This window comes from Anaerostipes amylophilus (assembly GCF_025567365.1).
Lineage (GTDB): Bacteria > Bacillota > Clostridia > Lachnospirales > Lachnospiraceae > Anaerostipes > Anaerostipes amylophilus.
Map to the genome: position 1 here is coordinate 82,687 of NZ_JAOQJG010000003.1, position 24,582 is coordinate 107,268.

The 24,582-nt window shown below is 36.3% G+C and carries 28 protein-coding genes; 22 read left to right on the forward strand and 6 right to left on the reverse strand.

Features of this window, described 5'->3' with window-relative positions; all coding sequences use genetic code 11:
* Positions 1-13: 13 nt before the first annotated feature.
* Positions 14-967, forward strand: a complete 954-nt coding sequence (locus OCV53_RS04850) for an L-lactate dehydrogenase (protein ID WP_055196845.1) — start codon at positions 14-16, stop codon at positions 965-967.
* Positions 968-969: 2 nt separating this feature from the next.
* Here OCV53_RS04850 and OCV53_RS04855 read toward each other — a convergent pair whose 3' ends face one another.
* Positions 970-1,233 carry a hypothetical protein gene (locus tag OCV53_RS04855; protein ID WP_055196847.1) on the reverse strand — a complete coding sequence of 88 codons (264 nt, stop codon included), beginning with the start codon at positions 1,231-1,233 and terminating at the stop codon, positions 970-972.
* Positions 1,234-1,244: 11 nt separating this feature from the next.
* Positions 1,245-1,733 (reverse strand): hypothetical protein, encoded by a 489-nt coding sequence (locus OCV53_RS04860; protein ID WP_242852118.1) that lies wholly within the window; start codon positions 1,731-1,733, stop codon positions 1,245-1,247.
* Positions 1,734-1,793: 60 nt separating this feature from the next.
* Here OCV53_RS04860 and OCV53_RS04865 point away from each other — a divergent pair, with 60 nt between their 5' ends.
* Positions 1,794-2,006 (forward strand): hypothetical protein, encoded by a 213-nt coding sequence (locus OCV53_RS04865; RefSeq protein ID WP_022375257.1) that lies wholly within the window; start codon positions 1,794-1,796, stop codon positions 2,004-2,006.
* 78 nt (positions 2,007-2,084) lie between these two features.
* Here the strand turns inward: OCV53_RS04865 and OCV53_RS04870 are convergent, their stop codons facing one another.
* Positions 2,085-2,321 carry a hypothetical protein gene (locus OCV53_RS04870; protein ID WP_022375258.1) on the reverse strand — a complete coding sequence of 79 codons (237 nt, stop codon included), beginning with the start codon at positions 2,319-2,321 and terminating at the stop codon, positions 2,085-2,087.
* A gap of 146 nt (positions 2,322-2,467) precedes the next feature.
* Between OCV53_RS04870 and thiM the strand changes: the two genes are divergently transcribed.
* The 19 genes from thiM (at position 2,468) to rsfS (ending at position 20,324) form a co-directional block, all read left to right on the forward strand.
* Positions 2,468-3,295, forward strand: coding sequence for a hydroxyethylthiazole kinase (gene thiM / locus OCV53_RS04875; RefSeq protein ID WP_022375259.1), 828 nt, complete (start codon positions 2,468-2,470; stop codon positions 3,293-3,295).
* Positions 3,249-3,920, forward strand: a complete 672-nt coding sequence (gene thiE / locus OCV53_RS04880) for a thiamine phosphate synthase (RefSeq protein WP_022375260.1) — start codon at positions 3,249-3,251, stop codon at positions 3,918-3,920. Before thiM ends, thiE begins: the two co-directional genes overlap by 47 nt.
* A gap of 93 nt (positions 3,921-4,013) precedes the next feature.
* Positions 4,014-4,976, forward strand: coding sequence for an MraY family glycosyltransferase (locus OCV53_RS04885; RefSeq protein ID WP_022375261.1), 963 nt, complete (start codon positions 4,014-4,016; stop codon positions 4,974-4,976).
* Positions 4,977-5,096: 120 nt separating this feature from the next.
* A complete protein-coding gene (locus OCV53_RS04890; RefSeq protein WP_055196850.1) occupies positions 5,097-7,376 on the forward strand; it encodes a hydratase in 2,280 nt (759 codons plus the stop codon).
* 21 nt (positions 7,377-7,397) lie between these two features.
* Entirely contained in the window at positions 7,398-8,879 is a 1,482-nt protein-coding gene (locus OCV53_RS04895; protein ID WP_022375263.1) for a Na+/H+ antiporter NhaC family protein, read from the forward strand.
* Between the two features lies 1 nt (position 8,880).
* Positions 8,881-9,837: an AAA family ATPase gene (locus OCV53_RS04900; RefSeq protein ID WP_022375264.1), complete on the forward strand. Its 957-nt coding sequence runs from the start codon at positions 8,881-8,883 to the stop codon at positions 9,835-9,837.
* A gap of 74 nt (positions 9,838-9,911) precedes the next feature.
* Positions 9,912-10,781 carry a DUF58 domain-containing protein gene (locus OCV53_RS04905; protein ID WP_242852119.1) on the forward strand — a complete coding sequence of 290 codons (870 nt, stop codon included), beginning with the start codon at positions 9,912-9,914 and terminating at the stop codon, positions 10,779-10,781.
* Positions 10,781-12,868, forward strand: a complete 2,088-nt coding sequence (locus OCV53_RS04910; protein ID WP_022375266.1) for a transglutaminase domain-containing protein — start codon at positions 10,781-10,783, stop codon at positions 12,866-12,868. Before OCV53_RS04905 ends, OCV53_RS04910 begins: the two co-directional genes overlap by 1 nt.
* Before the next feature lie 104 nt (positions 12,869-12,972).
* The gene (locus OCV53_RS04915; RefSeq protein ID WP_022375267.1) at positions 12,973-13,440 is read left to right on the forward strand and encodes a C40 family peptidase; all 468 of its coding nucleotides are present in this window, start codon (positions 12,973-12,975) and stop codon (positions 13,438-13,440) included.
* 237 nt (positions 13,441-13,677) lie between these two features.
* Positions 13,678-14,859, forward strand: coding sequence for an enoyl-ACP reductase FabV (gene fabV, locus OCV53_RS04920; RefSeq protein ID WP_055196852.1), 1,182 nt, complete (start codon positions 13,678-13,680; stop codon positions 14,857-14,859).
* Positions 14,859-15,998, forward strand: coding sequence for a ribonuclease E/G (locus OCV53_RS04925; protein WP_055196854.1), 1,140 nt, complete (start codon positions 14,859-14,861; stop codon positions 15,996-15,998). Before fabV ends, OCV53_RS04925 begins: the two co-directional genes overlap by 1 nt.
* A 93-nt stretch (positions 15,999-16,091) precedes the next feature.
* Positions 16,092-16,400, forward strand: a complete 309-nt coding sequence (rplU, locus tag OCV53_RS04930; RefSeq protein ID WP_009263894.1) for a 50S ribosomal protein L21 — start codon at positions 16,092-16,094, stop codon at positions 16,398-16,400.
* Positions 16,401-16,418: 18 nt separating this feature from the next.
* On the forward strand, positions 16,419-16,745 hold the full coding sequence (locus tag OCV53_RS04935; RefSeq protein ID WP_022375270.1) for a ribosomal-processing cysteine protease Prp: 327 nt from the start codon (positions 16,419-16,421) through the stop codon (positions 16,743-16,745).
* A gap of 5 nt (positions 16,746-16,750) precedes the next feature.
* The gene (gene rpmA, locus OCV53_RS04940) at positions 16,751-17,032 is read left to right on the forward strand and encodes a 50S ribosomal protein L27 (protein ID WP_008391483.1); all 282 of its coding nucleotides are present in this window, start codon (positions 16,751-16,753) and stop codon (positions 17,030-17,032) included.
* A 144-nt stretch (positions 17,033-17,176) separates the two neighbouring features.
* Positions 17,177-18,460 carry a GTPase ObgE gene (gene obgE / locus OCV53_RS04945; protein ID WP_055196856.1) on the forward strand — a complete coding sequence of 428 codons (1,284 nt, stop codon included), beginning with the start codon at positions 17,177-17,179 and terminating at the stop codon, positions 18,458-18,460.
* A 28-nt stretch (positions 18,461-18,488) separates the two neighbouring features.
* Positions 18,489-18,788 carry a ribosome assembly RNA-binding protein YhbY gene (yhbY, locus tag OCV53_RS04950; protein ID WP_055196858.1) on the forward strand — a complete coding sequence of 100 codons (300 nt, stop codon included), beginning with the start codon at positions 18,489-18,491 and terminating at the stop codon, positions 18,786-18,788.
* A gap of 16 nt (positions 18,789-18,804) precedes the next feature.
* Positions 18,805-19,416, forward strand: coding sequence for a nicotinate-nucleotide adenylyltransferase (gene nadD, locus OCV53_RS04955; RefSeq protein ID WP_055196859.1), 612 nt, complete (start codon positions 18,805-18,807; stop codon positions 19,414-19,416).
* The gene (gene yqeK, locus OCV53_RS04960) at positions 19,397-19,969 is read left to right on the forward strand and encodes a bis(5'-nucleosyl)-tetraphosphatase (symmetrical) YqeK (RefSeq protein ID WP_242852120.1); all 573 of its coding nucleotides are present in this window, start codon (positions 19,397-19,399) and stop codon (positions 19,967-19,969) included. The genes nadD and yqeK overlap by 20 nt, the downstream gene beginning before the upstream one ends.
* 1 nt (position 19,970) lies before the next feature.
* Entirely contained in the window at positions 19,971-20,324 is a 354-nt protein-coding gene (rsfS, locus tag OCV53_RS04965) for a ribosome silencing factor (RefSeq protein ID WP_008391478.1), read from the forward strand.
* 67 nt (positions 20,325-20,391) lie between these two features.
* Here the strand turns inward: rsfS and lexA are convergent, their stop codons facing one another.
* Positions 20,392-21,009 carry a transcriptional repressor LexA gene (gene lexA, locus OCV53_RS04970; protein ID WP_022375275.1) on the reverse strand — a complete coding sequence of 206 codons (618 nt, stop codon included), beginning with the start codon at positions 21,007-21,009 and terminating at the stop codon, positions 20,392-20,394.
* Between the two features lie 161 nt (positions 21,010-21,170).
* Here lexA and OCV53_RS04975 point away from each other — a divergent pair, with 161 nt between their 5' ends.
* Positions 21,171-21,476, forward strand: coding sequence for a LysM peptidoglycan-binding domain-containing protein (locus OCV53_RS04975; protein ID WP_022375276.1), 306 nt, complete (start codon positions 21,171-21,173; stop codon positions 21,474-21,476).
* 91 nt (positions 21,477-21,567) lie between these two features.
* Here the strand turns inward: OCV53_RS04975 and OCV53_RS04980 are convergent, their stop codons facing one another.
* Together OCV53_RS04980 and OCV53_RS04985 are read right to left on the reverse strand one after the other, a co-directional pair.
* Positions 21,568-22,968 carry an N-acetylmuramoyl-L-alanine amidase gene (locus tag OCV53_RS04980; RefSeq protein ID WP_055196863.1) on the reverse strand — a complete coding sequence of 467 codons (1,401 nt, stop codon included), beginning with the start codon at positions 22,966-22,968 and terminating at the stop codon, positions 21,568-21,570.
* A 96-nt stretch (positions 22,969-23,064) separates the two neighbouring features.
* Positions 23,065-24,489, reverse strand: coding sequence for an N-acetylmuramoyl-L-alanine amidase (locus tag OCV53_RS04985; protein ID WP_055196864.1), 1,425 nt, complete (start codon positions 24,487-24,489; stop codon positions 23,065-23,067).
* Positions 24,490-24,582 lie beyond the last annotated feature (93 nt).

Below are 24,582 nucleotides of genomic sequence, written 5' to 3' on the forward strand. Positions count from 1 at the left end.
AAAGGAAAAGCAGATGAAGAATAGAAAAATCGTGATTTTAGGAGCAGGACATGTTGGAACACATTGTGCATTATCATTGATGTTTCGTGCTCTTGCAAATGAAATTGTGCTGATCGACACAGATGAAGAAAAAGCAAAAAGCCAGGTGCTGGATCTTGATGATATGGGAGCATGCATTCCTGCAAAAGTTGTGATTCGCTCAGGAAATTACGACGATCTTTGTGATGCAGATATTCTTGTTAATGCGATCGGAAGAAGCCGTAAAGAGGGAGAGACGAGACTTGACATGTTTGAAGACTCTATAGAGAGACTCAAAGATATCATTCCAAAGATCAAAAACACAAAGTTTCAAGGAATTTTGATCAGTATCACAAATCCTGCAGATGTTGTTGGGGAATGTTTAAGAAAGGCATTGGAAATTGATAGATTCCGTTGCTTTAGTACAGGAACGAGTCTTGATAGTTTGAGAATTAAGCGAATTCTGGAAGAAAAAACAGGATATCATAGAAATTCTATTGATGCTTTCTGTATGGGAGAACATGGAGATTCCCAGATCGTCCCATTATCTCATGTGTCCGTTGGTGGAAAATCATTTGTAAAATTACAGAAAGAAAATCCAGATACATTAGGAAAGATTACGATCGAACAGTTACAGGATGAAGTACGTCAGGCAGGAATGACGGTCATTATTGGAAAGAAAAGTACGGAATTTGGAATCGGAATTGCATTAAGTGAGATCGTAAAATCTATTTTTCATGATGAAAAACGAATTTGGCCATTATCTGTACATCTAGATGGAGAGTATGGACAGAAAGATGTGGCAGCAGGAGTACCTGTTGTGATCGGAACAGATGGAATAGAAGAGATTGTGGAAATGGAACTTACAGCGGAGGAAGAGGCACAGTTTGCTCATTCTTGTGACGTGATCCGCGGTTATTTAAAGAAAGCAGAAGAACTGCTTTCTTAAAGTTACATGATCAATGGACGGATCATATCAATACGCTGCTGTTCCTCAGGAGACATTGTTTCCTTAAGACTATCCATGATCACAGAGATTTCTTCATTTGTAAAAGAAAGACCTTGTTCAGAAAGGCGGCTTGCAGCTGCCATAAGATCAGGAAGAATTAGTTCAAGAGGCTTTCCCTGACAGCTGGAGATCACAAATTCAATGATCTCCAGTTTTTTTGGATTAAGATCTGATAAATTTTTTAAATGGCTAGAATGATCAGACATAAAAAACTCCTTTATTTTTTTAGAATCTGGTTTAATTTGTTCATAAAATCAGTATTTGGCTTCGGATGGTTATTAGAAGATGAATCGCCTGCCATCATCATTGGCATTAGTTTTGAAAAAAGATCTGCATTAGAATTTTTATTTGATGAAGAAGGACTATGATTACCAGTAGTGTCAACAAAACGCTGGTAATTTTGATATATTTCAAACATCTGCATCATTTGGAGAATTTGTTCAATTTGCTCGGCAGTTTCTTTTGGCGCACGAAGTTTCATGGCATTTAGTAATAATTCCATAGAAGCAGGATTTTGGTCAAAACCACAGGCGGAAAGCGTTTGTTCATTATCAAATTGAGTGGAGATTCGGGATAATTCTGTTAATTTAATATAGATTGCTGCCACTTTTTTTAAATTTGGCGGCAGATATGGAAGAGCATCTTCTAACATATTAGAAGAATCACTGCGGAAGAAATTTTCCCAGGAAATTTGGTTTTGTTCCATGATTGTCACAACCTTCAGATTTATTCTCATATCCTATAGTATTAGGAGGTGAAGTAAATTATGAGTGAAATTTTTGTGGAAGAAGAAAATACGGTCTATGAATTAGATGCAGAGTGTCTAAAAAGAAAAGAAGAACAAAAGAGAAGACAGAGGGATTCAAAGGAAATAAGAAATAAAAACAGTTATCATGCACAGAAAACAAAAGCAATATGTAGAAAACAAAATCAGCCGAATATATGGATTTTATGTCTGCTATTTTTAATCGTACGATAATAAAAATGAGGATGCCAGTTTGAGGCATCCTCATTTTACGTTTTAAGGAAAGATCGTGTTATGTCAAAATTGATAGGATCAGCATCCACATCCACAGCCATTGTTATTTCCACATCCAAAACCACCATTACCGCAGCAACACAGGATTAAGATGATCCAGATCAGGCTGTCACAGCCATTTCCACATCCGCATCCATCGTTATTACCGCATCCGCAGCAGCAAAGCAGAATTAAAAGAAGCAGGCAGCTGTTATTTCCTCCGAAACCAGATGAACCACAAGATCCTCCGCAGCCAGTTGCAGCTAAATCACTCATGCTAAAACCTCCAAAGATTTATTTACAGTTTATAATATTCTATGGATGGCAAAATGTGAGAAAAATTCATTGGTATACCTTTTTTTGTGTTTGTGGTATAATCTGCAATAGAATGTATGAAAAGAAATAACAAAGAAGGAAAAATAATGGGAGAATTGAATTTTCAAAATGTTTTTGACAAGGTTAGAAAAGATTCAGTAATGGTTCATTGTATTACTAATTATGTAACGATCAATGACGTAGCGAATATTATTCTTGCGATGGGTGCATCTCCGATCATGGCGGATGACCCAATAGAAGTTTGTGAGATTACGGGTATCAGTGACTGCCTTGTGATCAATATGGGAACATTAAAGCAAAATATCGTAAGATCAATGCTGCTTGCAGGAAAGAAAGCAAATGAATCAGGTCATCCAATCGTATTTGATCCAGTAGGAGTCGGAGCATCAAAGTTTCGAAAAGATACAGCAATAAAACTGCTTAATGAGGTTCATTTTAGTGTCATCCGTGGTAATATATCAGAGATAAAGACACTATATGAATGGAGTGAAAATTCTTATGGTGTGGATGCGAAGAAAGATGATATTATAACGGAAGACAATCAGAAAAAAGTAATCAGGATGGCGAAAGAGCTGGCAGTAAAAACAAAAGCTGTTATTGTGATTACAGGAGAAACTGATCTTGTAACAGATGGAGAAACTGTTTATTTTATAAAAAATGGTGTTCCGGAAATGGCAAGAATTACAGGATGCGGGTGTATGCTTGATGGCGTGATCGCAGGATTTATCGGGGCAAACCAAGGAAATATCCTAGAAGCAACAGTCACAGCAGTTTCTGCAATGGGAATCTGTGGGGAATATGCCAGAGAAAATGCAAAAGGAACAGGAACGTTAAAAGTGCATCTTATAGATGCGATGAGTAATATAGATGAAACATGGATGGAAAGGAGTAATCAGATTGAGAGTAGAAGCTGAAACAATGACATTATACGCAGTCACAGACAGAGCATGGGCGAAAGAAGTCACACTAATGGAGCAGGTAAAACAAGCACTAAAAGGCGGCATTACTTTTTTGCAGCTTCGTGAAAAGAAGCTTTCAGAGGGAGAATTTATAAAAGAAGCAAGAGAGATGAAGAAACTGGCAGCACAATACCAGATTCCATTTGTGATCAATGATAATATCAAAGTTGCACTGGAAGTAGATGCTGACGGAGTACATATTGGACAAGATGATATGTCTGTGGAAGAAGCAAGAAAACTTCTTGGAGAAGATAAGATCATAGGTGTATCCGCTCACAATGTGAAGGAAGCACTGAAAGCACAAAAAGGTGGAGCAGATTATTTAGGAGTTGGAGCCGTATGTGCGACATCGACAAAGAAAGATGCGAATGTTGTATCCAAAGAAGAAATTAAAAAGATTAAAGAAGCTGTGGATATACCAATCGTGGCGATCGGAGGAATTAAAAAAGATAATATTGATGCTTTAACAGGAACAGGGATTGATGGTGTTGCTGTAGTTTCAGCAATTTTTGGTGCAAAAGATATTACAAAAGATACAAAAGAGCTGTTAAAAACAGTAAAAAAAATGAAGCAAGAATAGAAAAAAGGGAATTGCAATATTTGAAATCCGTGATATACTAAATAATTGTGTGATAAAAAAGAGCATATCAAAAGATAATTAGGAGGAATACCAATGTTAAATATGTTTGCCGGAGAAGTTTTACCGATCACGGCATTTATCGGAGTATTTTTTGCATTTTCTGCAACGTGTATCCTGACATCCTTTTTAAATGATTGGCTGCCAAGAGATCATGGAAGAGAATTTGCACATAATGGAAAGTTATCCGCAGGAAAACCAAGGGGTGCAGGGATCATCTTTATTTCTGTGTTCTGTATTGCAGCATTGCTGTTTGGAGAGATGTCTGTGGAGATGTTTATCTATCTGGTACTTGTGTTCATTGAAATGTTAACAGGTTTTTTGGATGATGCAGCAGAAGTGCCATGGGGTGAGCTGAAAAAAGGAATTCTTGATTTCCTTGTAGCGGCAGTAGCAGCACTTAACTATATGCATTTTAATTCTACTTATGTAGAGCTTGCAACGATTGGTGTGAAATTCTACATTCCACCAGTATTGTTCTTTATCCTTACGATCGTCTTAGTATGGGCAGCAATCAATGTCACAAACTGTTCTGACGGGGTTGATGGATTATCAGGAACATTAACGATCATTACATTAATGACAATCTATGTGATCGACCAGATCCGTGGTAACGAAACACAGTTTCCATATATCATCCTGCTGTTTGTTGTATGTATCCTTGGATATTTATGGTATAATGCAACACCAAGCCGTCTGATGATGGGAGATGCAGGAAGCCGTGCAATGGGAATTTTTATTAGTATTGCAGTGCTTAAGACAGGAAGTCCGTTCTTATTCTTATTAGTAGCGTTAATCCTGATCCTTGATGGTGGTTTAGGACTTTTAAAGGTTGCATTATTAAGATTTTTAAAGATTCATATTTTTGAAAATACAACCATGCCGCTTCATGATCATGTTCGCAAAAAGATCGGATGGTCTAATACACAGACAGTTTTCAGATTTGCGATCATTCAGATCGTTATTTCAATTGCAACAGTTTATCTGATTCTCATTTAAGGTAAATAAAATACATAAGGTGCAGAGCTTCGATGTCTGCACCTTTTAACGTTTTACTTCCATAAAGTGCAGAAGTATGTTATAATAATTAGAAAAAATGCATTGCAGGAGGACAGATACATGATTCAATTATTTTCAGAAGGTGCATATCTTGTAGACGGAACAACTTTAGTAAAAGAATCTGAAGCCGGAGCTTTAAAGCAGCTTGTCGGTGAAAAAGTATCCAAGGAGGATGCTGCGAAAAATACCATCGCATATGGTATTTTGAGAGATCACAACACATCCAGAAATATGGAAAAACTTCAGATCAAATTTGATAAATTAACATCCCATGATATTACGTTTGTTGGAATTATCCAGACAGCAAGAGCATCAGGAATCGAAAAATTCCCGGTACCATATGTCTTGACAAACTGTCATAACAGTCTGTGTGCTGTTGGTGGAACGATCAACGAAGATGATCATATGTTTGGCTTAACAGCTGCAAAGAAATATGGTGGAGTTTATGTACCACCTCATCAGGCAGTTATTCATCAGTTTGCAAGAGAGATGTTAGCAGGCGGTGGAAAGATGATTCTTGGATCAGACAGCCATACTCGTTATGGAGCACTTGGAACCATGGCAATGGGAGAAGGGGGACCAGAACTTGTAAAACAGCTTCTTAACAGAACTTATGATATCAACATGCCTGGAGTAATCGGAATTTATCTAAAAGGTAAACCAGTCAAAGGAGTCGGGCCACAGGATGTTGCACTGGCAATTATTGGAGCAGTATTTGAAAAAGGTTATGTAAATAATAAGGTTATGGAATTTGTCGGACCTGGTGTGTCTAATTTAAGTGCAGATTTCCGAATCGGTGTCGATGTTATGACGACAGAGACAACATGTCTGTCTTCTATCTGGAGAACAGATGACAAGATCAAAGAATTTTATGAGATTCATGGAAGATCTGAAGACTTTAAGGAATTAAATCCTGGAAAAGTTGCTTACTATGATGGAATCGTGGAAGTTGACTTAGATAAGATCAAACCAATGATCGCTATGCCATTCCATCCAAGCAATACATATACGATCGAAGAGGTGAATGCAAACCTTGATGATATCTTAGCAGATGTAGAGAAACGTGCATTAGTAAGTTTAGATGGAGCTGTTGATTATTCATTACGTGATAAAGTACGTGATGGAAAACTTTATGTCGATCAGGGAATCATTGCAGGATGTGCTGGTGGTGGATATGAGAATATCTGTGCGGCAGCTAACATCTTAAAGGGAGCAAGTATCGGTTCTGACGAATTTACATTAAGTGTCTATCCTGCAAGTACACCAATTTATATGGAACTGGTAAAGAATGGAGCAGTTGCAGATTTGATGCAGACAGGTGCGATCGTTAAGACAGCTTTCTGCGGACCTTGCTTTGGTGCCGGAGATACACCTGCGAATAATGCATTCAGTATTCGTCATTCAACAAGAAACTTCCCAAATCGTGAAGGCTCTAAACTTCAGAATGGTCAGATTTCTTCTGTAGCATTAATGGATGCACGTTCTATCGCGGCAACTGCAGCGAATAAAGGATATTTAACAGCTGCAACTGATGTGGAAGCAAGTGATTTTATTCCAAAATATCATTTTGATAAGACAATTTACGATAATCGTGTATTTGACAGCAAAGGTGTTGCAGATCCATCTGTAGAGATTCAGTTTGGACCAAACATCAAAGATTGGCCAGAGATGTCTGCACTTCCACAGAATATGTTGTTAAAAGTTGTTTCAGAAATTCATGATCCTGTTACAACAACAGATGAACTGATTCCTTCAGGAGAGACTTCATCTTATCGTTCTAACCCATTAGGACTTGCAGAGTTTGCATTATCAAGAAAAGATCCTGCATATGTAGGACTTGCAAAAGAAGTACAGAAAGCACAGAAAGCAATCGAAGCTGGTGAAGATGCAGCCGAAGCTTTTCCAGAAGTGAAAGATATCTTAGCAACGGTCAAAGAATCTTATGCAGATGTGACTCAGGATAATCTAGGAATCGGAAGTACGATCTTTGCAGTAAAACCAGGAGATGGTTCTGCACGTGAACAGGCAGCTTCCTGCCAGAAAGTATTAGGTGGATGGGCAAATATCGCAAATGAATATGCGACAAAGAGATACCGTTCCAACCTGATCAACTGGGGTATGTTACCATTTACAATCAAGAAGGGTGACCTTCCATTTAAGAATAAAGATTACATCTTTGTTCCAGAGATCCGCAAAGCGGTAGAAGACAAACTTACAAGCATTCCTGCATATGTAGTAAATGAAGGAATGAAAGAGATCACCTTAACATTAGGTGAATTAACAGATGATGAGAGAGAGATCATCTTAAAAGGATGTCTCATCAATTATTACAGAGATTAAAGGATTAAGGAGTAAATATACATGACAGGTACATTTTGGGCGATTCTTCCGCCGGTGATCGCAATTATTTTGGCATTAGTGACCAAGGAGGTATATTTATCGCTGATGATCGGAATCGCATCAGGCGCCTTGATGTATCATGATTTTCATTTGATCAAGGCCATGGATACGATTTTTGCGATCATGGGAGAGAAAATTGGAGCCAATTGCGATATTTTGATATTTTTAGTATTATTGGGAATTCTGGTAGCACTGATCACAAAATCTGGTGCTTCCAGAGCCTATGGAAAGTGGGCAGCGAAAGCAATCCGTACAAAGAGACAGGCGTTGTTTGCAACCATTTGTCTTGGCGTTGTAATTTTCGTTGATGATTATTTTAACTGTCTGACAGTCGGAACAGTTATGCGTCCAGTAACAGACAAATATAAAGTTACAAGAGCGAAACTAGCTTATGTCATTGATGCAACAGCAGCACCGGTGTGTATCATTGCACCAATTTCAAGTTGGGCAGCAGCAGTTGGATCATCTTTACCAGCAGGTAGTAATATTGATGGATTCACTTTATTTTTAAATGCAATCCCATTTAATTACTATGCATTGCTTACATTAGCATTTTTAGCATTTTTGATCATTGCAAATATTGACTATTCAAAGATGAAACAGTACGAGCTGAATGCACATTTAGAAGAGGTTGTGGAGGATGCAGAAGAAGTGCCGATCGTTGGGCATGGACAAGTAAAAGATCTGATTCTGCCAATTTTATTTTTGATCGCATCATGCATTGGGTTTATGCTGTATACTGGAGGGTTCTTTAAGGGAGTTCCATTGGCAGAAGCATTTGCAAATTGTTCTAGCGCGAGAAGTCTAGTATTAGGATCATTTTTAACGTTGATCTTTACGTTTATTTTATATATTCCAAGAAAAGTTCTTGCGTTCGTAGATTTCTGTGGAAGTTTTGCACAAGGATTTAAAGCAATGACATCTGCGATCATGATTCTTTGTCTTGCATGGACATTATCAGGAATTTGTGGAGCTGAATATTTAAATATTCAAGGATTTGTAAAGGCAGCAGTTGGAGGAAGTACAATGGCAATCGCAGTGATGCCTGTTATTTTCTTCTTGATTTCCTTGGGACTTGCATTTGCAACAGGAACATCCTGGGGAACATTTGGAATCTTGATCCCTATTTCTGTTACAATTTTAAGTGGTAATTATATGATGATGTCTGTCTGTGTAGGAGCGATTCTTGCGGGAGCGGTTTGTGGAGATCATATTTCTCCGATTTCGGATACAACGATCCTTTCATCTGCGGGTGCACAATGCAGGCATATTGATCATGTGTCAACACAGATGCCGTATGCGTTAACGGTAGCGTTATGTGCAAGTATTGGGTATATCTTATCTGGAGTTACTGGAAGTGGTTATATTGGACTTGCATCAGCATTAGCGAGTCTGGCAGTTGTTATGGCAATTATAGTTATGACAGCGAAACGAGGAAGATAATATGAGCAAAATCTTGATGGATAAAAAAGTCATAAAATCAATGGAAGAGATCAATCGTGTCATGATCGGCAAAGAGCGTACAGTTCATCAGATCATGACAGCAATTCTTGCCGGAGGGCATGTTTTGATCGAGGATATTCCAGGGGTTGGGAAGACAACACTTGCATTGGCTTTTTCGAAGGTTTTAGGTCTCTCATATCAGAGAATTCAGTTTACACCGGATATTATGCCGACAGATATTGCAGGATTTTCTATCTATCATATGGAAAGTGAAACTTTTGAATATCGGGAAGGTGCAGCAATGACGAATCTGCTTCTTGCGGATGAGATCAATAGAACGTCTCCGAAGACACAATCAGCATTATTAGAAGCGATGGAGGAAGGAAAGATTACGGTCGATGGAGTGACAAGAGATCTGCCGGATCCATATATTGTGCTTGCAACACAGAATCCACTTGGATCAATCGGAACGCATACACTTCCAGAGTCACAGTTAGACAGATTTATGATTCGAACTTCCCTTGGTTATCCAGATATGGAAAGTGAAGTGCAGATGCTTATGCAGGGAAGTGTTGATCTGACAGAGCAGAATATCAAAGAACAGATTTCAGCACAAGAGTTAAAGAAAGCTCGTAAGGAAGTTAAAGGATTGTTTGTTCATGAAGATATTATTAGATATATTGTAGAAATTGCAAATGAAACAAGAAGATCTAGAGATTTAGAGCTTGGGATCAGTCCAAGAGGAACGATTGCATTGTTATCCATGGCGAAAGCTAACGCATATCTTGATGGACGCAATTATGTGATACCAGAGGATATAAAAAATGTATTTCTTGAAACAATTGAACACAGAGTTATAAAAAGTAAAGAAGCAAGGATTCAGAAAAAGACAAGGAAGGAAATTTTAAAAGACATTTTTTACAAGATTCCACTTCCAAAGGGCAATCAGAAAGGATAAAGATGTATTTTTTTGTCATAGTATTTGCGGCTGTTTACTGGATCATTTATGGAAACTGGATTGGAGGGTGCCTTATGGCATCCTTATTTCTTATTTTGATTTATAGTATCAGTCGCTGCAAAAAAGAGGAAAAACAGCTGGAATTTAAGGCAAATGTTCAAGAACGGATCATAACTCAAGGAGAAATGATCAAGATCATTCCAGAGATTTCTGGAATTAATACAAGGAATGATGATTATATTTTTGAAGTTGAATATGAGATTGAATCAAAATTTTATGGAACTAAAAACAAAATAAGACAGAAGATTCGATGGAATCAGAAGATAGACAATCTGCTTTTGACAGAAGAAATGAAAAAATGCGATCATGTTGTGTTTCGCTTGATATCTGTTTCATGGGAAGATCTTACTGGAATTTATAAAATAAAAAAATATTTACAACAAGAAATCCGGATTCTTGTAATGCCACATTCTTATGAATTAGGAACCATGAATGATCGACTCAAGAAAATGAATTCTTGTGAGCAGGGATTTGAATATGATGGAGTAAGGAAATACCGGGAAGGAGACAGATTATCAAGAATTCATTGGAACCTTTATGCTACATCCAGAGATTTATGGGTTAGAAAAAATGAGGATGAAGCACAGGAAAGTGTAAAGATTGCAATTAGCCTTAAAGATATAAATAAAGATCGAATTTCTGATTATTTTGCAGTGGTTTATTCCGTTTTGTTATTTTATATGAATGCCGGGGTAAATCAAGAAATCTATTATGGAAACCATATGTTTTTATTAAAGTATATAGAACAATATGAAGAACTTTTTACGGATATATTTGAGTGTGGAATATCAGAGATATCTATGGAAATTCCTAATATCCAGGCAATTACACTTGATGATAATATAAAAAATATCCAGAAATATTTATATGAGATGGAGTTATAATGCAGAAGAATAGGAAATTACAAATAGAATATATATTGCCTGCGATTATTTTTGCCTCTGTTATATGGGGGATTTTTGCAGGATTTAGGGTTTCCAGATACCAATGGATTATGATTTCTGGAAGTGTTGTACTGTTTCTTGGAATATGTACGTTATGTGATCGGTTGAAACAGACAGTTTATCTGATGATCATTATGGCTGGATTATTTTTAGCGGTGTTTCATACACAACTTTTAAATGGATTCAGAATCATCAATAATAAAATGGCACTTGCGTTGAATCAAAGTATGGATCTTGGATTTTATTATTATGTATCAGTACAGATGGAAAACAGCCGTAGAGACAGTGTGTTGGCGGTTGTATTTTTTCTTCTGATTGCAGGGATACTTTTATCATTTTTAAGGAAATATCCGTTGATCTTGTTTGCTTTAACAGGGGTGATGGAGTGCTTTGTTTTGATTGTGGCACCATATAGTATTTCTGCTGTATTCTTTTTATTTCTTGGATCATGGATCGTTTATTTTAGCTTACGCAAAGGGAAAAAGGAATTTGCGGGACTAATTGGTATTTTATGTATTTTGATGATCTTTCCATTATATTTTCATGACCAAACGACGGTTCCTGCAGATACAATGATCAAGCGTAGCATCTTAGTACAGATTCGAAAGATGACGCAAGGTGAATCTTATGTAGCAGAAGGAGGACTTGGAAATGGGGATATTGCTTCAGTGGGAGAAGTATCACCGACAGGAAAAAAATTATTTCAGGTTTATGCGCCAGAAAAAGATGATCTTTATCTGAAAAGTTATGTAAGCAGTGACTACGTAAATGGAAAGTGGATAGCAAGTACGAAAGACACCATTGTATATGGTGGTGAGTCAGCAATAGAACTTCCGTTTCTGTTTTCAGATCTTCATATGGACGATTTTGTTACATATGATAAAGATTACATTAAAACGGATAAAGATATGATGTTTTCGGAAAAAAGGAACTTGAAAATCTCTTATCAGAAGAAACAAGATCGATATCTTTTGTTTCCATATTTTTGTGATATAAGCCAGATAGAAGGAAATGTTATTTCTGATAGCATGATCAGCAGGACAAACAGTCGCAAGGATTATGACATGGTATATTATCAGGTAAAGAATCCAAAAGCAGTATTTCAGGCACAACAAAGGCTTGATTTTTCTAAAATCGGAAGCACAATGGAAGAGATCATGGAAAAAGATTACATAAAGACGATGGATGATTATGGAACTTATGTAAGAAAAGAATATTTAAAAATACCGGATTCCATAAAAAAATGTTTAAAAACATTAGATCTTAAGACCGATTTAAAGAAATCAGAGAATCAAAATATTGAAGAAGTCCAGTCTTATTTAAAACGTAATTACCAATATAGTTATCGTCCAGGGTTGACACCACAAGGAAAAGATCCGATAGTTTATTTCTTAAAAGATCGAAAGAAAGGATTTTGCACCCAGTATGCATCGGCAGCAGTTTTTATGCTTCGAAATGCTGGGATTCCAGCAAGATATGTAGAAGGGTATAAGATTCGATCTGATCAGTGGAGACTTGGAAAGGCACAAGTGACGGATTATGAAGCACATGCCTGGGCAGAAGTTTATGTTGAGCACATTGGGTGGTTGCCTGTGGAAGTTACTGGGATGAATACAGGTAAAACAGCATATGAGCAAGTACAAAAATTGGATAAACAGAGCAATGCGATTGTACCAAATAAAAAACAATTTGTAACAAATGTAAAAAAAGTATTGCATTTTGTAGCAATAATTGCAATTATTTTGGTTGTTGTAATATTAATAAAAATGTTACAAAACTTGCAGAAGTTAAAGAAAATGGACAACAAAGAAAAGATTCTTTTCTACGAAAATAAATTAAAAAAATATGGAGAAAACCAAGGAAAATCGAGGAAAACAGCTGAACTGATGACATACGGGATCATTGAAAAAGCAAAGTTTAGTGATGCAGATATTACAGATCAGGAAGTAGTGATCGTAAAACGTCATTTGGATTTATTAAAGAGAAAAAACAGAAATGTTACAAAAATATTAAGCAAACTGAAATAATCTTAAAAAACTGTTGACAAATGTTGCTGCGTATCGTACAATATTAACTGTTGAACGAAACATTTGAAATAAATTTAAAAATTGATATACATATAGGAGACAATATGAAAAAGATTATTTTAAGACTAGCAGTATTAGTAGCAATGGCATCGGCGGCAGTTACAATGAATGTACATACAAAGACAAAGGAAGTTCAGGCAGCAAGCAGAAAAGGACAGCAGGTTGTTAAATATGCAAAGAAATTTGTAGGAAATAAATACAAATACGGTGGATCAAGCTTAACAAAAGGAACAGATTGTTCTGGATTTACAAGAGGTGTATATAAGAAGTTTGGAAAGAGCCTTCCTCATTCTTCAAGTGCACAGAGAAGATATGGTAAGAAAGTAAAAGGTGGAATTAAGAATGCGAAAGCAGGAGATTTAATTTGTTATAGCGGACATGTTGCAATTTACATGGGAAATAACAAGATTGTACACGCAAGTAATTCAGCACCATATCCAAGAGGTGGAATTAAAATCTCTAACAATGCAAGATACAGAAAGATCGTAACAGTAAGAAGAATTGTTCAGTAAGATCAAAAAGGCATTTCTCAATTTGAGAGATGTCTTTTTTTGTGCATTAAGATAGAACTTTAAAAATATAAGAGATTCAAAGAAAGAAATCTTTTTGAAGATATCCAACAAAAATTTAAGATATGTAGCATAAAAATTTGACAGATAAAACAGATACATATTATAATTTTAAATAACAGATTTTAGTAAAATATACATCTGCCTTATTGGACTGATGTTTTTTAAAGGAGAAAATTTATGATCATTAAACCAAGAGTCAAAGATTATTTATGTTTAACAGCACATCCAGAAGGATGTAAGAAGAATGTAGCAGATCAGATCGCTTATGTAAAAGCGCAGGGAGAAATTCCTGGAGAAGCAAAGAAAGTCTTAGTGATCGGATGCTCTACAGGATATGGACTGGCATCAAGAATCGTAACAGCGTTTGGATGTCATGCAGATACACTTGGAATTATGTTTGAACGACCATCTAATGGAAAGAAGACAGCAAGTCCTGGATGGTATAATACAGCAGCATTTGAACAGTTTGCAAATGAAGAAGAAATCTATGCAAAAACAATCAATGGAGATGCATTTTCTAAGGAAATTAAAGATCTGACGATCGAAACGATCAAAAAAGATTTTGGTAAAGTAGATCTTGTTATATACAGTCTCGCAGCACCAAGAAGAACAACACCAGATGGAGAAACATATCGTTCTGTCCTAAAGACAACAGGAGAGGAATTTACAAATAAGAATCTTAACCTGAAAGATAATAGTATTGGAATGAAGAGCATTCCTGCAGCGACAGAAGAAGAAGTGAAAGCGACAGTCAAAGTTATGGGTGGTGAAGACTGGAAGTTATGGATGCAGGCTTTAAAGGATGCTGATGTATTATCTGAAGGCGCAAGTACGGTTGCATATTCTTATATTGGTTCTGAACTTACTTATCCGATCTATTATGAAGGAACGATTGGTGCAGCAAAGAAACATCTGCATCAGACAGCTGATGAGATTACAAAAGAGGTTGGAGTAAAGGCGCTGATCTCTGTAAATAAAGGGCTTGTAACACAGGCGAGTGCAGCAATTCCGATTGTTCCATTATATATGTCTGTATTATATAAAGTTATGAAAGAAAATAATGTTCATGAAGGATGTATCGAACAGATTGAACGTTTATTTAAAGAAAAGAAATTATTAGCAGATACAGTCACAGATGAACATGGATGGATTCGAATGGATGATCTGGAACTTCGTGATGATATTCAGAATGAAGTGAAGAAGCGTTGGGAAGAGATTGATACAGATAATGTCAAGGGACTGGCAGATGTTGATGGTTACTGGGAAGATTTTTACCGTATGTTTGGATTTAATGAGGAAGGAATTGACTATGAAGCAGAGACGGATCCAGTTGTAGAAATTCCTAGTATCAAAGAATAATGGCGTATACAGAGATTGTGATCACAAAGATGAAAGACCATCTGGTAAGTATGTTATTAAAAGATCACCAGCCAGTGGAATTTCAATGTGTGAGTGAAAAAGCCAAAATCGAAATCGGAAATATTTACACAGGCATCGTAAAAAATGTTGTGAAAAATATCAATGGAGCTTTTGTCGAGTTTGATGAAGATGAGATGGGATTTCTTTCCATGCAACATAAGCAATATAAAGCGGGAGATGAAGTTCTGGTGCAGATAAAGAAAGAGGCGACGAAGGAAAAACGCCCAATGTTATCAGACCAGATTGAATTAACTGGCAAATATCTTGTGCTGACTTCAGACAAGCTTTCTGTAGGGATTTCTAATAAGATTCATAAAAAAGACAAGAAACAGGAATTAAGAGAGATGGCAGAGCCTCTGGTGACACAGGAATATGGTTTTATTATTCGTACTGAGGCAGCGAAAGCCGATAAGGAAGATGTGCTTTATGAGGCGGATATGCTCGCAGAGAAGTATCAGCAGATTGTCCGTAAGAAGTCATACCGCAAAGCACCACAGCTTGTAGATACAAATTATGATGCATTGTCAGTTCTTGTATGTGATATAAAACCAGAAGCAGCAGACAGTATTGTAACAGACCAGGAAGATCTGTATGAACAGTTAAAAGAAAAAGGCTATGAGGTATCTTTATGCTGTTATGAGGCAGGAGATATTGACCGCAGATACAGAGTCCGTCATTATCTGTCAGAAGTATTTAAGCAAAAGATCTTTATGAAGTCTGGGGGATTTCTTTATATTGAGCAGACAGAGGCAATGGCAGTTATTGATGTGAATACTGGCAAATCTATCGGAAAGAAAAATCAGGAAACACATATTAAGAAAATAAATTTAGAAGCTGCAAAGGAAGCAGCAAGACAGATCCGGTTAAGAAACTTATCCGGGATCATCATGATCGATTTCATTGATATGAGATCAAAAGAAGATGAGAAAGAATTATTACAGGTAATGCAGCATTATTTAAATGATGACTCAAAAAAAGCAGTCGCAGTAGACATTACAAAACTCGGAATTATGGAGATTACAAGAAAAAAAGAAAAAAATCCAATTTTTCGACAAATAAGTATTGACATATTAGAATAGTGCTGTTATTATATATGAGTATGCCGCACAGCGAGGTTAAAGAATGCGAGAAATCACCAAAGCTGGCGAGATTTGATAATAGGAGGTGCCGTGATGTACGCAATTATCGCAACAGGTGGAAAACAGTATAAAGTAAGCGAAGGCGACGTAATCAAAGTTGAGAAACTTGACGCTGAAGTAGGAGCTAAAGTAACATTTGATAATGTACTTTTAGTTGGTGGAGATACTGTTAAAGTTGGAACACCTACCGTTGATGGTGCGAAAGTTGAAGCTTCTGTAGTAAGCGAAGGAAAAGGTAAGAAAGTCATCGTTTACAAATACAAGAGAAAAACTGGATACCATAAGAAAAACGGTCATAGACAGTTATTTACACAGGTTAAGATCGATAGTATCGTTGGATAATATCCTGAGGATAGAGTTATGACAAAGATAACATTCTATCAAGGAGTTGATGGAAGCTTTCATGGCTTCCATTCACAGGACCATGCAGGTTACAGTGCGGAAGGACAAGATATTGTCTGTGCCGCAGTATCTGCGCTGGTAATTAATTTTGTGAATTCCCTGGATGAGCTGACAGATGATCACTATCAGATTGATGTAAACCAGGAGAACGCAGAAATTGACGTAGTATTTACGGAAGAGCTTTCACATGATGGAAGCTTGTTATTAAGATCACTGATTCTTGGACTTACTTCGGTGGAAGAAGAACATGAACAGTATTTAGATGTAATCTTTAAGGAGGTGTAACAAAAATGATGAAAATGAACCTTCAATTTTTCGCTCATAAAAAAGGAATGGGTTCTACAAAGAACGGTAGAGATTCTGAATCTAAGAGATTAGGTGCGAAAAGAGCTGACGGACAGTTTGTAAAAGCTGGAAATATTCTTTACAGACAGAGAGGAACTAAGATTCATCCAGGCGTTAACGTAGGACGCGGTGGTGACGATACATTATTCGCATTAGTTGATGGTATTGTTCGCTTCGAAAGAAAAGGTAAAGATAAAAAACAGTGTTCTGTACATCCAGTAGCATAATTTAATTGCATACAGGAACAGATCATTTGAGATTCAGTAATTACGGCTTCAAATACATATTTGAGGCCGTTTTTCATTATGATATAAGATAATGAAGGAATTTTGTGACCGGAAATTGTTTTTTGATACAGAAAGGAAAAGACAATGTTTGCAGATAGAGCTAATATTATAATCAGATCCGGAAAAGGTGGAGATGGCCATGTAAGCTTCCGGAGGGAACTTTATGTACCAAACGGTGGACCGGATGGTGGAGACGGTGGCCGTGGCGGTGATGTAATCTTTGTTGTAGATGAAGGAATCAATACTTTATCTGATTACCGTCACAGAAGAAAATTCAAGGCAGGAGATGGTCAGGAAGGTGGCAGAAGAAGATGCCATGGTGCTGACGGAGAAGATATCATCCTGAAAGTTCCAGCAGGAACCGTAGTAAAAGAAAAAGAATCAGGGAAAGTTATCCTTGATATGTCAAATAAAAAAGAACCAGTTGTACTATTAAAAGGTGGACGTGGTGGAAAAGGAAACCAGCATTATGCAACACCAACCATGCAGGCACCAAAATATGCTCAGCCAGGTGGAAAAGCACAGGAAATTGAAGTTATGCTGGAATTAAAGGTGATCGCTGATGTTGGATTAGTTGGATTCCCGAATGTCGGAAAATCAACATTTTTATCAAGAGTAACAAATGCGAATCCAAAGATTGCGAACTACCATTTCACAACATTGAATCCAAATCTTGGAGTTGTAGATATGGATGGAAGCAAAGGATTTGTTATTGCAGATATCCCTGGAATCATTGAGGGTGCGTCTGAAGGTGTTGGACTTGGATTTGAGTTTTTACGCCATATTGAACGTACAAAAGTTATGATCCATATGGTAGATGGAGCTTCTGTAGAAGGAAGAGATCCGATCGTTGATATCCATGCTATTACAGATGAATTAAAGAAATACAACAAAGAGATTTTAGAGAAACCACAGGTGATCGCAGCCAACAAGATGGACGCGATGTCTGAGACAGACAGAGAGACTGTGATCGATTTATTAAAAGAAGAGTTTGAACCAGAAGGAATTAAGGTATTCCCTATCTCTGCAGTTAGTGGAGAAGGCGTCAAGGAATTATTATGGCACGTGCAGGGATTATTAGATGAATTACCAGAAGGTGCAACAGAATTTGAACAGGAATATGAACTAAACTTTGGAGAAGAAGAAGGTGGAATCATTATTGCTCATCCAGAAGAAGGCCTATATACAGTCGAAGGACCAAAAGTAGAGAGAATGCTTGGATATACAAATCTGGAATCAGAGCGAGGATTTGACTTCTTCCAGAAATTTATGAAAGAAAACGGTGTCATTGAACGTTTAACAGAGATGGGAATCGAAGAAGGTGATACTGTACGTCTTTATAATCTGGAGTTTGACTACTATAGATAGATATATAATTAATTTAATGGAGGATAACATGACAAGCAAACAAAGAGCTTATTTAAAGAGCCTTGCAATGAAGATCGATCCGATCTATAACATCGGAAAAGGAAGCATTTCACCAGAACTTGTACAGGGTGTCAGAGATGCCTTAGAAGCAAGAGAACTGATCAAAGTTGGTGTACTTCAAAACTGCATGGACGATCCAAAAGAACTGGCAACTGTATTAGCAGAGAGAACAAGATCTCAGGTTGTACAGGTGATCGGTAAGAAGATCGTATTATATAAAGAATCAAAGAATCATAAAAGAATTGAACTGCCAAAAGCAGGAAAATAATATCGGAGGAAGAGCCATGAAGAAGATAGGAATTCTTGGCGGGACATTTAATCCGATCCACCATGGACATTTAATTCTTGGACAGGCAGCGAAAGAGGAATTTGGACTTGATGAGATTCTTGTTATGCCAACAAAGAATCCGGCATACAAAATGATCAGTGGAGGAGTCAGCGAGCAGAATCGTGTCGATATGATCAAACTTGCAATTGCCAATTTTCCATATTTTAAATTTAGTGATATGGAATTAAAACGAGATGGCACGACATATACAGTGGATACATTAAGAGCCCTTACACAGAAAGATGATGACTGCAGGTATTATTTTATTATGGGAGCAGATTCCCTTTATCAGATTGAGACATGGAAAGATCCAGATCAGATTTTTCATATGGCGAATATTCTGGTTGCTACAAGAAACGATTCAAGAAGTGCCTTAGATGCCCAGATTGATTATCTGGAAGAAAAATATAGCGGGAAGATTTATCATTTAAGCAGTCCAAGTATCGAGATTTCATCGAATGATATCCGAAAGAGATGCAAAAATGGATCAAGTATTCATTTTTTCCTTCCAGAGGATGTGATCGATTATATAGAAAGAAATGATTTATATGGAATTACAGCAGATTGAAGATAAATTAAAAACAGTACTAAAACCATCCAGATACAGACACACTTTAGGAGTTGCCTATACAGCTTCATGTATGGCGATGGTATTTGATGTAGATACCGAGAGAGCTTACAGAGCTGGATTGTTACATGATTGTGCAAAAGGATTTTCGATTGAGAAGCAAAGACAGTTATGTGAGAGATATAACATTTGTCTTGAAGGAACATTAACAAAGAGTCCACAGTTAATGCATCAGGAGATTGCCCCATTTCTTGCAAAAGATGATTATGAGGAAGAAGACAAGGAAATCTTATCAGCGATTGGATGTCATACAACTGGAAAGATTGCAATGAGTCCTTTAGATCAGATTGTTTTTATTGCAGACTATATAGAGCCAAATAGAAAAATAATACCGGGACTTATAAAGGTACGGAAACTTGCATTTGAAGATTTGGATGCATGTGCATATGAGATTCTTAACAATACGATTAATTATCTGACAGAATGCGGACAGGAAATTGATCAGCGCACAATCAAGACTTATGAGTATTATAAGAATAAGAAGGAGAATTAAGATGGATCAGTCATTAAATATGGTAAAGATCGCATATGATGCGTTAGATGACAAATTAGCAGAAGATATTAAGATCATTGATATTCGCAGCATTTCAGTTTTAGCAGATTATTTTATTATTGCAGATGGTAATAATAAAAACCAGGTGCAGGCAATGGTAGATAATGTGCAGGAAGAACTGTTTAAGGCTGGATATGAAATGAAACAGATGGAAGGATACAGAGAAGGAAACTGGATCTTACTTGATTTTGGAGATATCATTATCCATATCTTTGATAAAGAAAATCGTCTGTTCTATGATCTTGAGAGAATCTGGAAAGATGGAAAAGAAGTTTCTATTGAAGAATTAAATTAAAAAAGATAATAAAGAAGCCAGAATGGAGAAATCGCATTAAGATTCTCGGTTCTGGCTTCTTTTTATTTTATTTCATTGAGCGGTAAAGTCCAACCACTTTGCCAATGATAGATACTTCGTTCACAATAATAGGTTCCATGGAATCATTCTCTGGCTGAAGGCGATAGTAGCCGTCTTCTTTGTAGAATGTTTTGACTGTGGCGGAATCTTCGATCATTGCAACAACTATGTCACCATTCTCAGCAGTTGACTGTTGTTCGACAATAACAAGATCACCATCGAAAATTCCAGCATTGATCATACTTTCGCCACGGACGTGTAACATGAATGTATTCTTGTTACTGATACGATCTGGAAGCATTGGAAAATAATCTTCAATATTCTGTACAGCCAGAATAGGTTCTCCAGCTGTTACAGTACCAACTACAGGAATATTAATGATCTCGCGGCGAGCGAGGTTAAAATCATCATCGATAATCTCAATTGCACGAGGCTTTGTAGGATCCCTGTGAATATATCCCTTTCGTTCCAATGTCTCTAAATGAGAATGGACAGAAGATGTGGAACGAAGGTTCACGGCTTCACAGATTTCGCGGACTGCAGGTGGATATCCTTTGTCAAGGATGCGGCGCTTGATAAATTCCAGAATCTGTTGTTGTTTATCACTTAATTGTTCTCTTGCCATGTACTATATCCTCCGTGTTTTTATTATATTCATAATAACATATAATCACTATAGAAACAAGTGTTCTCGAACAAAGTTTCGAAAAAATATTGACAAACAAATGTTCGAGAATTATAATAAAGACAAAACAGATGTTCGATAAATAAGAGGAGGAATACATTATGATAAGTAAGAAGAGAAGATGGTGTTTTTTAATAATTCTTTTAGGAGTATTATTTATGGCATTTCATGTATTATTTATGAAAACTCCTACTATAGAGGCACAGGGGACAAAGGAGAAGAAGTTTACAAGTATTCAGGTTAAGAAAGGTGATTCCTTGTGGAGCATTGCTAAGGAACATATGGGAGATGAATATGATACTGTTGATGATTATATAGATGAAGTATGTGAGACGAATCACATCTATGATAGACAGATTACAGATGGAATGTATCTGGTAATTCCATATTATACAGTCAGAAGATAAGAAAAAGAGGAATAAATAAAAAGGCCATCCTTTGCAATGAGTAAAGGATGGCTAGAAATATTTTATTCAAATAAATATATTGATTGGTAAATTAACGTTTAGTAGGATTTTTGTTTAATGAAGCTTTTGTACTATTATAAACTGCTTTTCCATATTTATTTAGGTTAGCATTCATTTTTTTAGATTCACTTTTATTTGATACAAATCCAATTTCTGTTAATGTGGATGCTGTTTTTGAGTGGCGGAGTACATATAATCCAGTACGATCAACGAGTCCACGGTTTGTGAATCCTGTAGCAGAACGGATATATGGATGGATTGTAGCTGACCATTTGTAACTAGTTAATCCAGAAGTTGATTTATATCCTTTTGAATTATATAAAGTTTCTGTTCCGTGAGCAGATTTTCCGGCGGAATTAATATGTACACTATAGAATCTGTCAGCACCAACATTGTTTGCAAGGGCAGATCGATCACTTAAACTTGGATAAGTGTCAGAAAGTCGAGTGTAATATACTTTGATGTTAGGGTCTTTATCAAAATATTTTTTTGCGGCCTGAACGATTTTTAAAGTCATATTTTTTTCTTTATAGCCATATGCAACAGCACCAGAATCAGAACCACCATGACCTGCATCTAATACGATGATCTGTTTATACATAGATTTAGGTGAAGCATAGTAAACTCTGATATAGGAATCTGTTTGGGTTACACGGAATCCCTTGATCGTTTTACTGCGTGGCTTAATATAAATTTTTGTATATCCACCAGAATATTTTACAGAGTATGATTTAAATGAAGAATCATTCACAACCCTGTGGTTTGAAGATTTTTCGTAAAATGATTTGTAGTTACCTTTGATATTAAGAATCAAACGATAATTATGATAATCATCCGTGCTCGAAACATTTCTATTGCTTAAACCGGAAGGTTTTGCAAGCTGTACATAAGAAGTTTTGCTTGTAGTGCTTGCAGTAGAATTACTTTTGAATGTTTCAGTATAAGAAGAATCATTCCAAGAATAAGATAATCTAAGATATTTTGCACAAAAAGATCCAGGTACATAAATAAAGTTACTCTTCTGTTCATAAGAATAGACACTACGTGCAGGAGTTGGCATTTTTGTTTTTTTACCATTTACATAGGCGTATTTATTACCGCGTGTCATAACAATTTTATTGGAACCACGTTTTAAAGTGATTTTCCAATTTTTTTTAGAATAAGAATAAGATACACCCATGCCTTTTTTAAAAACATAATATGCAGAGAGCATCGGAGTGTTTTCAGTCTTATATCCAGGAGCTTTTGTTTTAATGGTTTTTCCATTGTAAGAAGCACCAACAGCTTTTTTCTTTTGCTTTTTCTTGTTGATTTTTAGTGTATAAGTATGTTTTGTTACAGCGTATGATGATGCAGAAACATTTGCAGGTATTCCTGTACCGATAATTGAAACTGATAACAATGTTGTGATAATAAATTTCTGTAATTTCATTTGTATCTTCCTTTCCGAGAATTAACTGTAACATATATGTAATATTATTGCAAGAAAAAAGTCATATTTTGCAATATGACTTTTAGAAATTTAAAATTAGAAAGAATTACAAATCGCTTTATATAGATTATAACCAATCGTGGATGTTCTCGAATTAATACGGCTAGTCTCGGTTTTATTTGAGATGAATCCAAGTTCTACAAGTGCAGTTGTCATCTTTGGACCATTTAATACGGCTAGATCAGAACGATATTTTAATCCACGATTATAGGAACCGTTTGATGCGTAGCCCATTCCGGTCAAAGCGAATGACTGAAGGGTCTGTGCATAGGATTTATAAGTTTTGTAAAGTGTTTCAGTTCCTTTAGAAGATGAACTATCACTTGAATTGATATGAACACTCAAGAAACGATCTGCGGACACCTCGTTTGCCATCTTATAACGATAAGAAAGACTTGGATACCAGTCGGAAAGCCTTGTGTAATAAACTTTGTAGCTAGAATTTTTGTCAAAATTACTCTTGATACTTTGAACGATCTTTAAAGTCATGTTTTTTTCAGAGTATCCGTTTCCAACTGCACCGGAATCCTTTCCTCCATGACCAGCATCAACAACGACTACATGATAGAACATCTTCTTTGGATCTGCGTATTTCACATATATATAGGAAGAAGTCTGTATTACACTGAATCCCTTGATTACATTTGTCTTAAGATCAATATAAGTTTTGCCGCCACTGTAAGATACATTGTATGTAAGGGATTCCTTGATATATCTGTTAGAAGCAGAACTGAAGAAAGTCTTATAGTTCCCATTAACGATGATTCTTAGTCGTTTATTTGAATAATCATCGGTACAACTAACAGCAGAAGCTGACAATCCAGAAGGCTTCTTGATTCTGATAGAATAATTTGATGCTGAAGCTGTAATCTTAGTTTTTGAACCAAGGGTTGTAGATGTTGTGCTAGTATTAGACGTTGCTGTTGTAGGTTGTGTGCTAGTTGATCCCTTTTTAGTAATAAGGCCTGCAAGCAGACGATTATTCCATGCATAGTTCAGTTGCAGATTCTTAGCCACAGCATCCCCTGGAACCATAATATAATTCTTCTTACGTGCAGGATAGTATACCTTCCTTGGGGCAGATGGAAGAGTGATTTTCTTTCCATTGATCGTTGCAGCTGTGCTGTTTAACGTTAAAACTAATTTTTGTGAACCACGCGTAAGAGTGATCTTCTTTGTTTTTGATGAATAAGAATATTTAGTGCTGATTGATGAACAGCGTCCAAAGATCCAGTATGCAGAGTACATAGAAATAGAACCTTCAATATATCCAGGAATATTTGTTTTGATCACTTTGTTGTTATATCTTGCATCAATGGCTCGTTTTGTAACAGTTTTCTTGTTATGTGTATACTTGATTTTATAATACTGGCCAGCAGTTACAGCAGCAGGAGTATTTATGATACTCGTAAAAAGCATTATCATAGATAATCCAAGACAAATAAATTTTTTCTTTAACATATGCATCCCCTATTTTTGAATTTATAGATTTACAGTAAGATTATAATATTTTTTGTGATGTATTTCAACGAAAACATCAATTTCATGCGGTTT

Coding starts and splice junctions, on each gene's coding strand:
- OCV53_RS04850 (WP_055196845.1), top strand. CDS start 14: ATGAAGAATAGAAAAATCGTGATTTTAGGAGCAGGACATGTTGGAACA.
- OCV53_RS04855 (WP_055196847.1), bottom strand. CDS start 1,233: ATGTCTGATCATTCTAGCCATTTAAAAAATTTATCAGATCTTAATCCA.
- OCV53_RS04860 (WP_242852118.1), bottom strand. CDS start 1,733: ATGGAACAAAACCAAATTTCCTGGGAAAATTTCTTCCGCAGTGATTCT.
- OCV53_RS04865 (WP_022375257.1), top strand. CDS start 1,794: ATGAGTGAAATTTTTGTGGAAGAAGAAAATACGGTCTATGAATTAGAT.
- OCV53_RS04870 (WP_022375258.1), bottom strand. CDS start 2,321: ATGAGTGATTTAGCTGCAACTGGCTGCGGAGGATCTTGTGGTTCATCT.
- thiM (WP_022375259.1), top strand. CDS start 2,468: ATGGGAGAATTGAATTTTCAAAATGTTTTTGACAAGGTTAGAAAAGAT.
- thiE (WP_022375260.1), top strand. CDS start 3,249: ATGAAACATGGATGGAAAGGAGTAATCAGATTGAGAGTAGAAGCTGAA.
- OCV53_RS04885 (WP_022375261.1), top strand. CDS start 4,014: ATGTTAAATATGTTTGCCGGAGAAGTTTTACCGATCACGGCATTTATC.
- OCV53_RS04890 (WP_055196850.1), top strand. CDS start 5,097: ATGATTCAATTATTTTCAGAAGGTGCATATCTTGTAGACGGAACAACT.
- OCV53_RS04895 (WP_022375263.1), top strand. CDS start 7,398: ATGACAGGTACATTTTGGGCGATTCTTCCGCCGGTGATCGCAATTATT.
- OCV53_RS04900 (WP_022375264.1), top strand. CDS start 8,881: ATGAGCAAAATCTTGATGGATAAAAAAGTCATAAAATCAATGGAAGAG.
- OCV53_RS04905 (WP_242852119.1), top strand. CDS start 9,912: ATGGCATCCTTATTTCTTATTTTGATTTATAGTATCAGTCGCTGCAAA.
- OCV53_RS04910 (WP_022375266.1), top strand. CDS start 10,781: ATGCAGAAGAATAGGAAATTACAAATAGAATATATATTGCCTGCGATT.
- OCV53_RS04915 (WP_022375267.1), top strand. CDS start 12,973: ATGAAAAAGATTATTTTAAGACTAGCAGTATTAGTAGCAATGGCATCG.
- fabV (WP_055196852.1), top strand. CDS start 13,678: ATGATCATTAAACCAAGAGTCAAAGATTATTTATGTTTAACAGCACAT.
- OCV53_RS04925 (WP_055196854.1), top strand. CDS start 14,859: ATGGCGTATACAGAGATTGTGATCACAAAGATGAAAGACCATCTGGTA.
- rplU (WP_009263894.1), top strand. CDS start 16,092: ATGTACGCAATTATCGCAACAGGTGGAAAACAGTATAAAGTAAGCGAA.
- OCV53_RS04935 (WP_022375270.1), top strand. CDS start 16,419: ATGACAAAGATAACATTCTATCAAGGAGTTGATGGAAGCTTTCATGGC.
- rpmA (WP_008391483.1), top strand. CDS start 16,751: ATGATGAAAATGAACCTTCAATTTTTCGCTCATAAAAAAGGAATGGGT.
- obgE (WP_055196856.1), top strand. CDS start 17,177: ATGTTTGCAGATAGAGCTAATATTATAATCAGATCCGGAAAAGGTGGA.
- yhbY (WP_055196858.1), top strand. CDS start 18,489: ATGACAAGCAAACAAAGAGCTTATTTAAAGAGCCTTGCAATGAAGATC.
- nadD (WP_055196859.1), top strand. CDS start 18,805: ATGAAGAAGATAGGAATTCTTGGCGGGACATTTAATCCGATCCACCAT.
- yqeK (WP_242852120.1), top strand. CDS start 19,397: ATGGAATTACAGCAGATTGAAGATAAATTAAAAACAGTACTAAAACCA.
- rsfS (WP_008391478.1), top strand. CDS start 19,971: ATGGATCAGTCATTAAATATGGTAAAGATCGCATATGATGCGTTAGAT.
- lexA (WP_022375275.1), bottom strand. CDS start 21,009: ATGGCAAGAGAACAATTAAGTGATAAACAACAACAGATTCTGGAATTT.
- OCV53_RS04975 (WP_022375276.1), top strand. CDS start 21,171: ATGATAAGTAAGAAGAGAAGATGGTGTTTTTTAATAATTCTTTTAGGA.
- OCV53_RS04980 (WP_055196863.1), bottom strand. CDS start 22,968: ATGAAATTACAGAAATTTATTATCACAACATTGTTATCAGTTTCAATT.
- OCV53_RS04985 (WP_055196864.1), bottom strand. CDS start 24,489: ATGTTAAAGAAAAAATTTATTTGTCTTGGATTATCTATGATAATGCTT.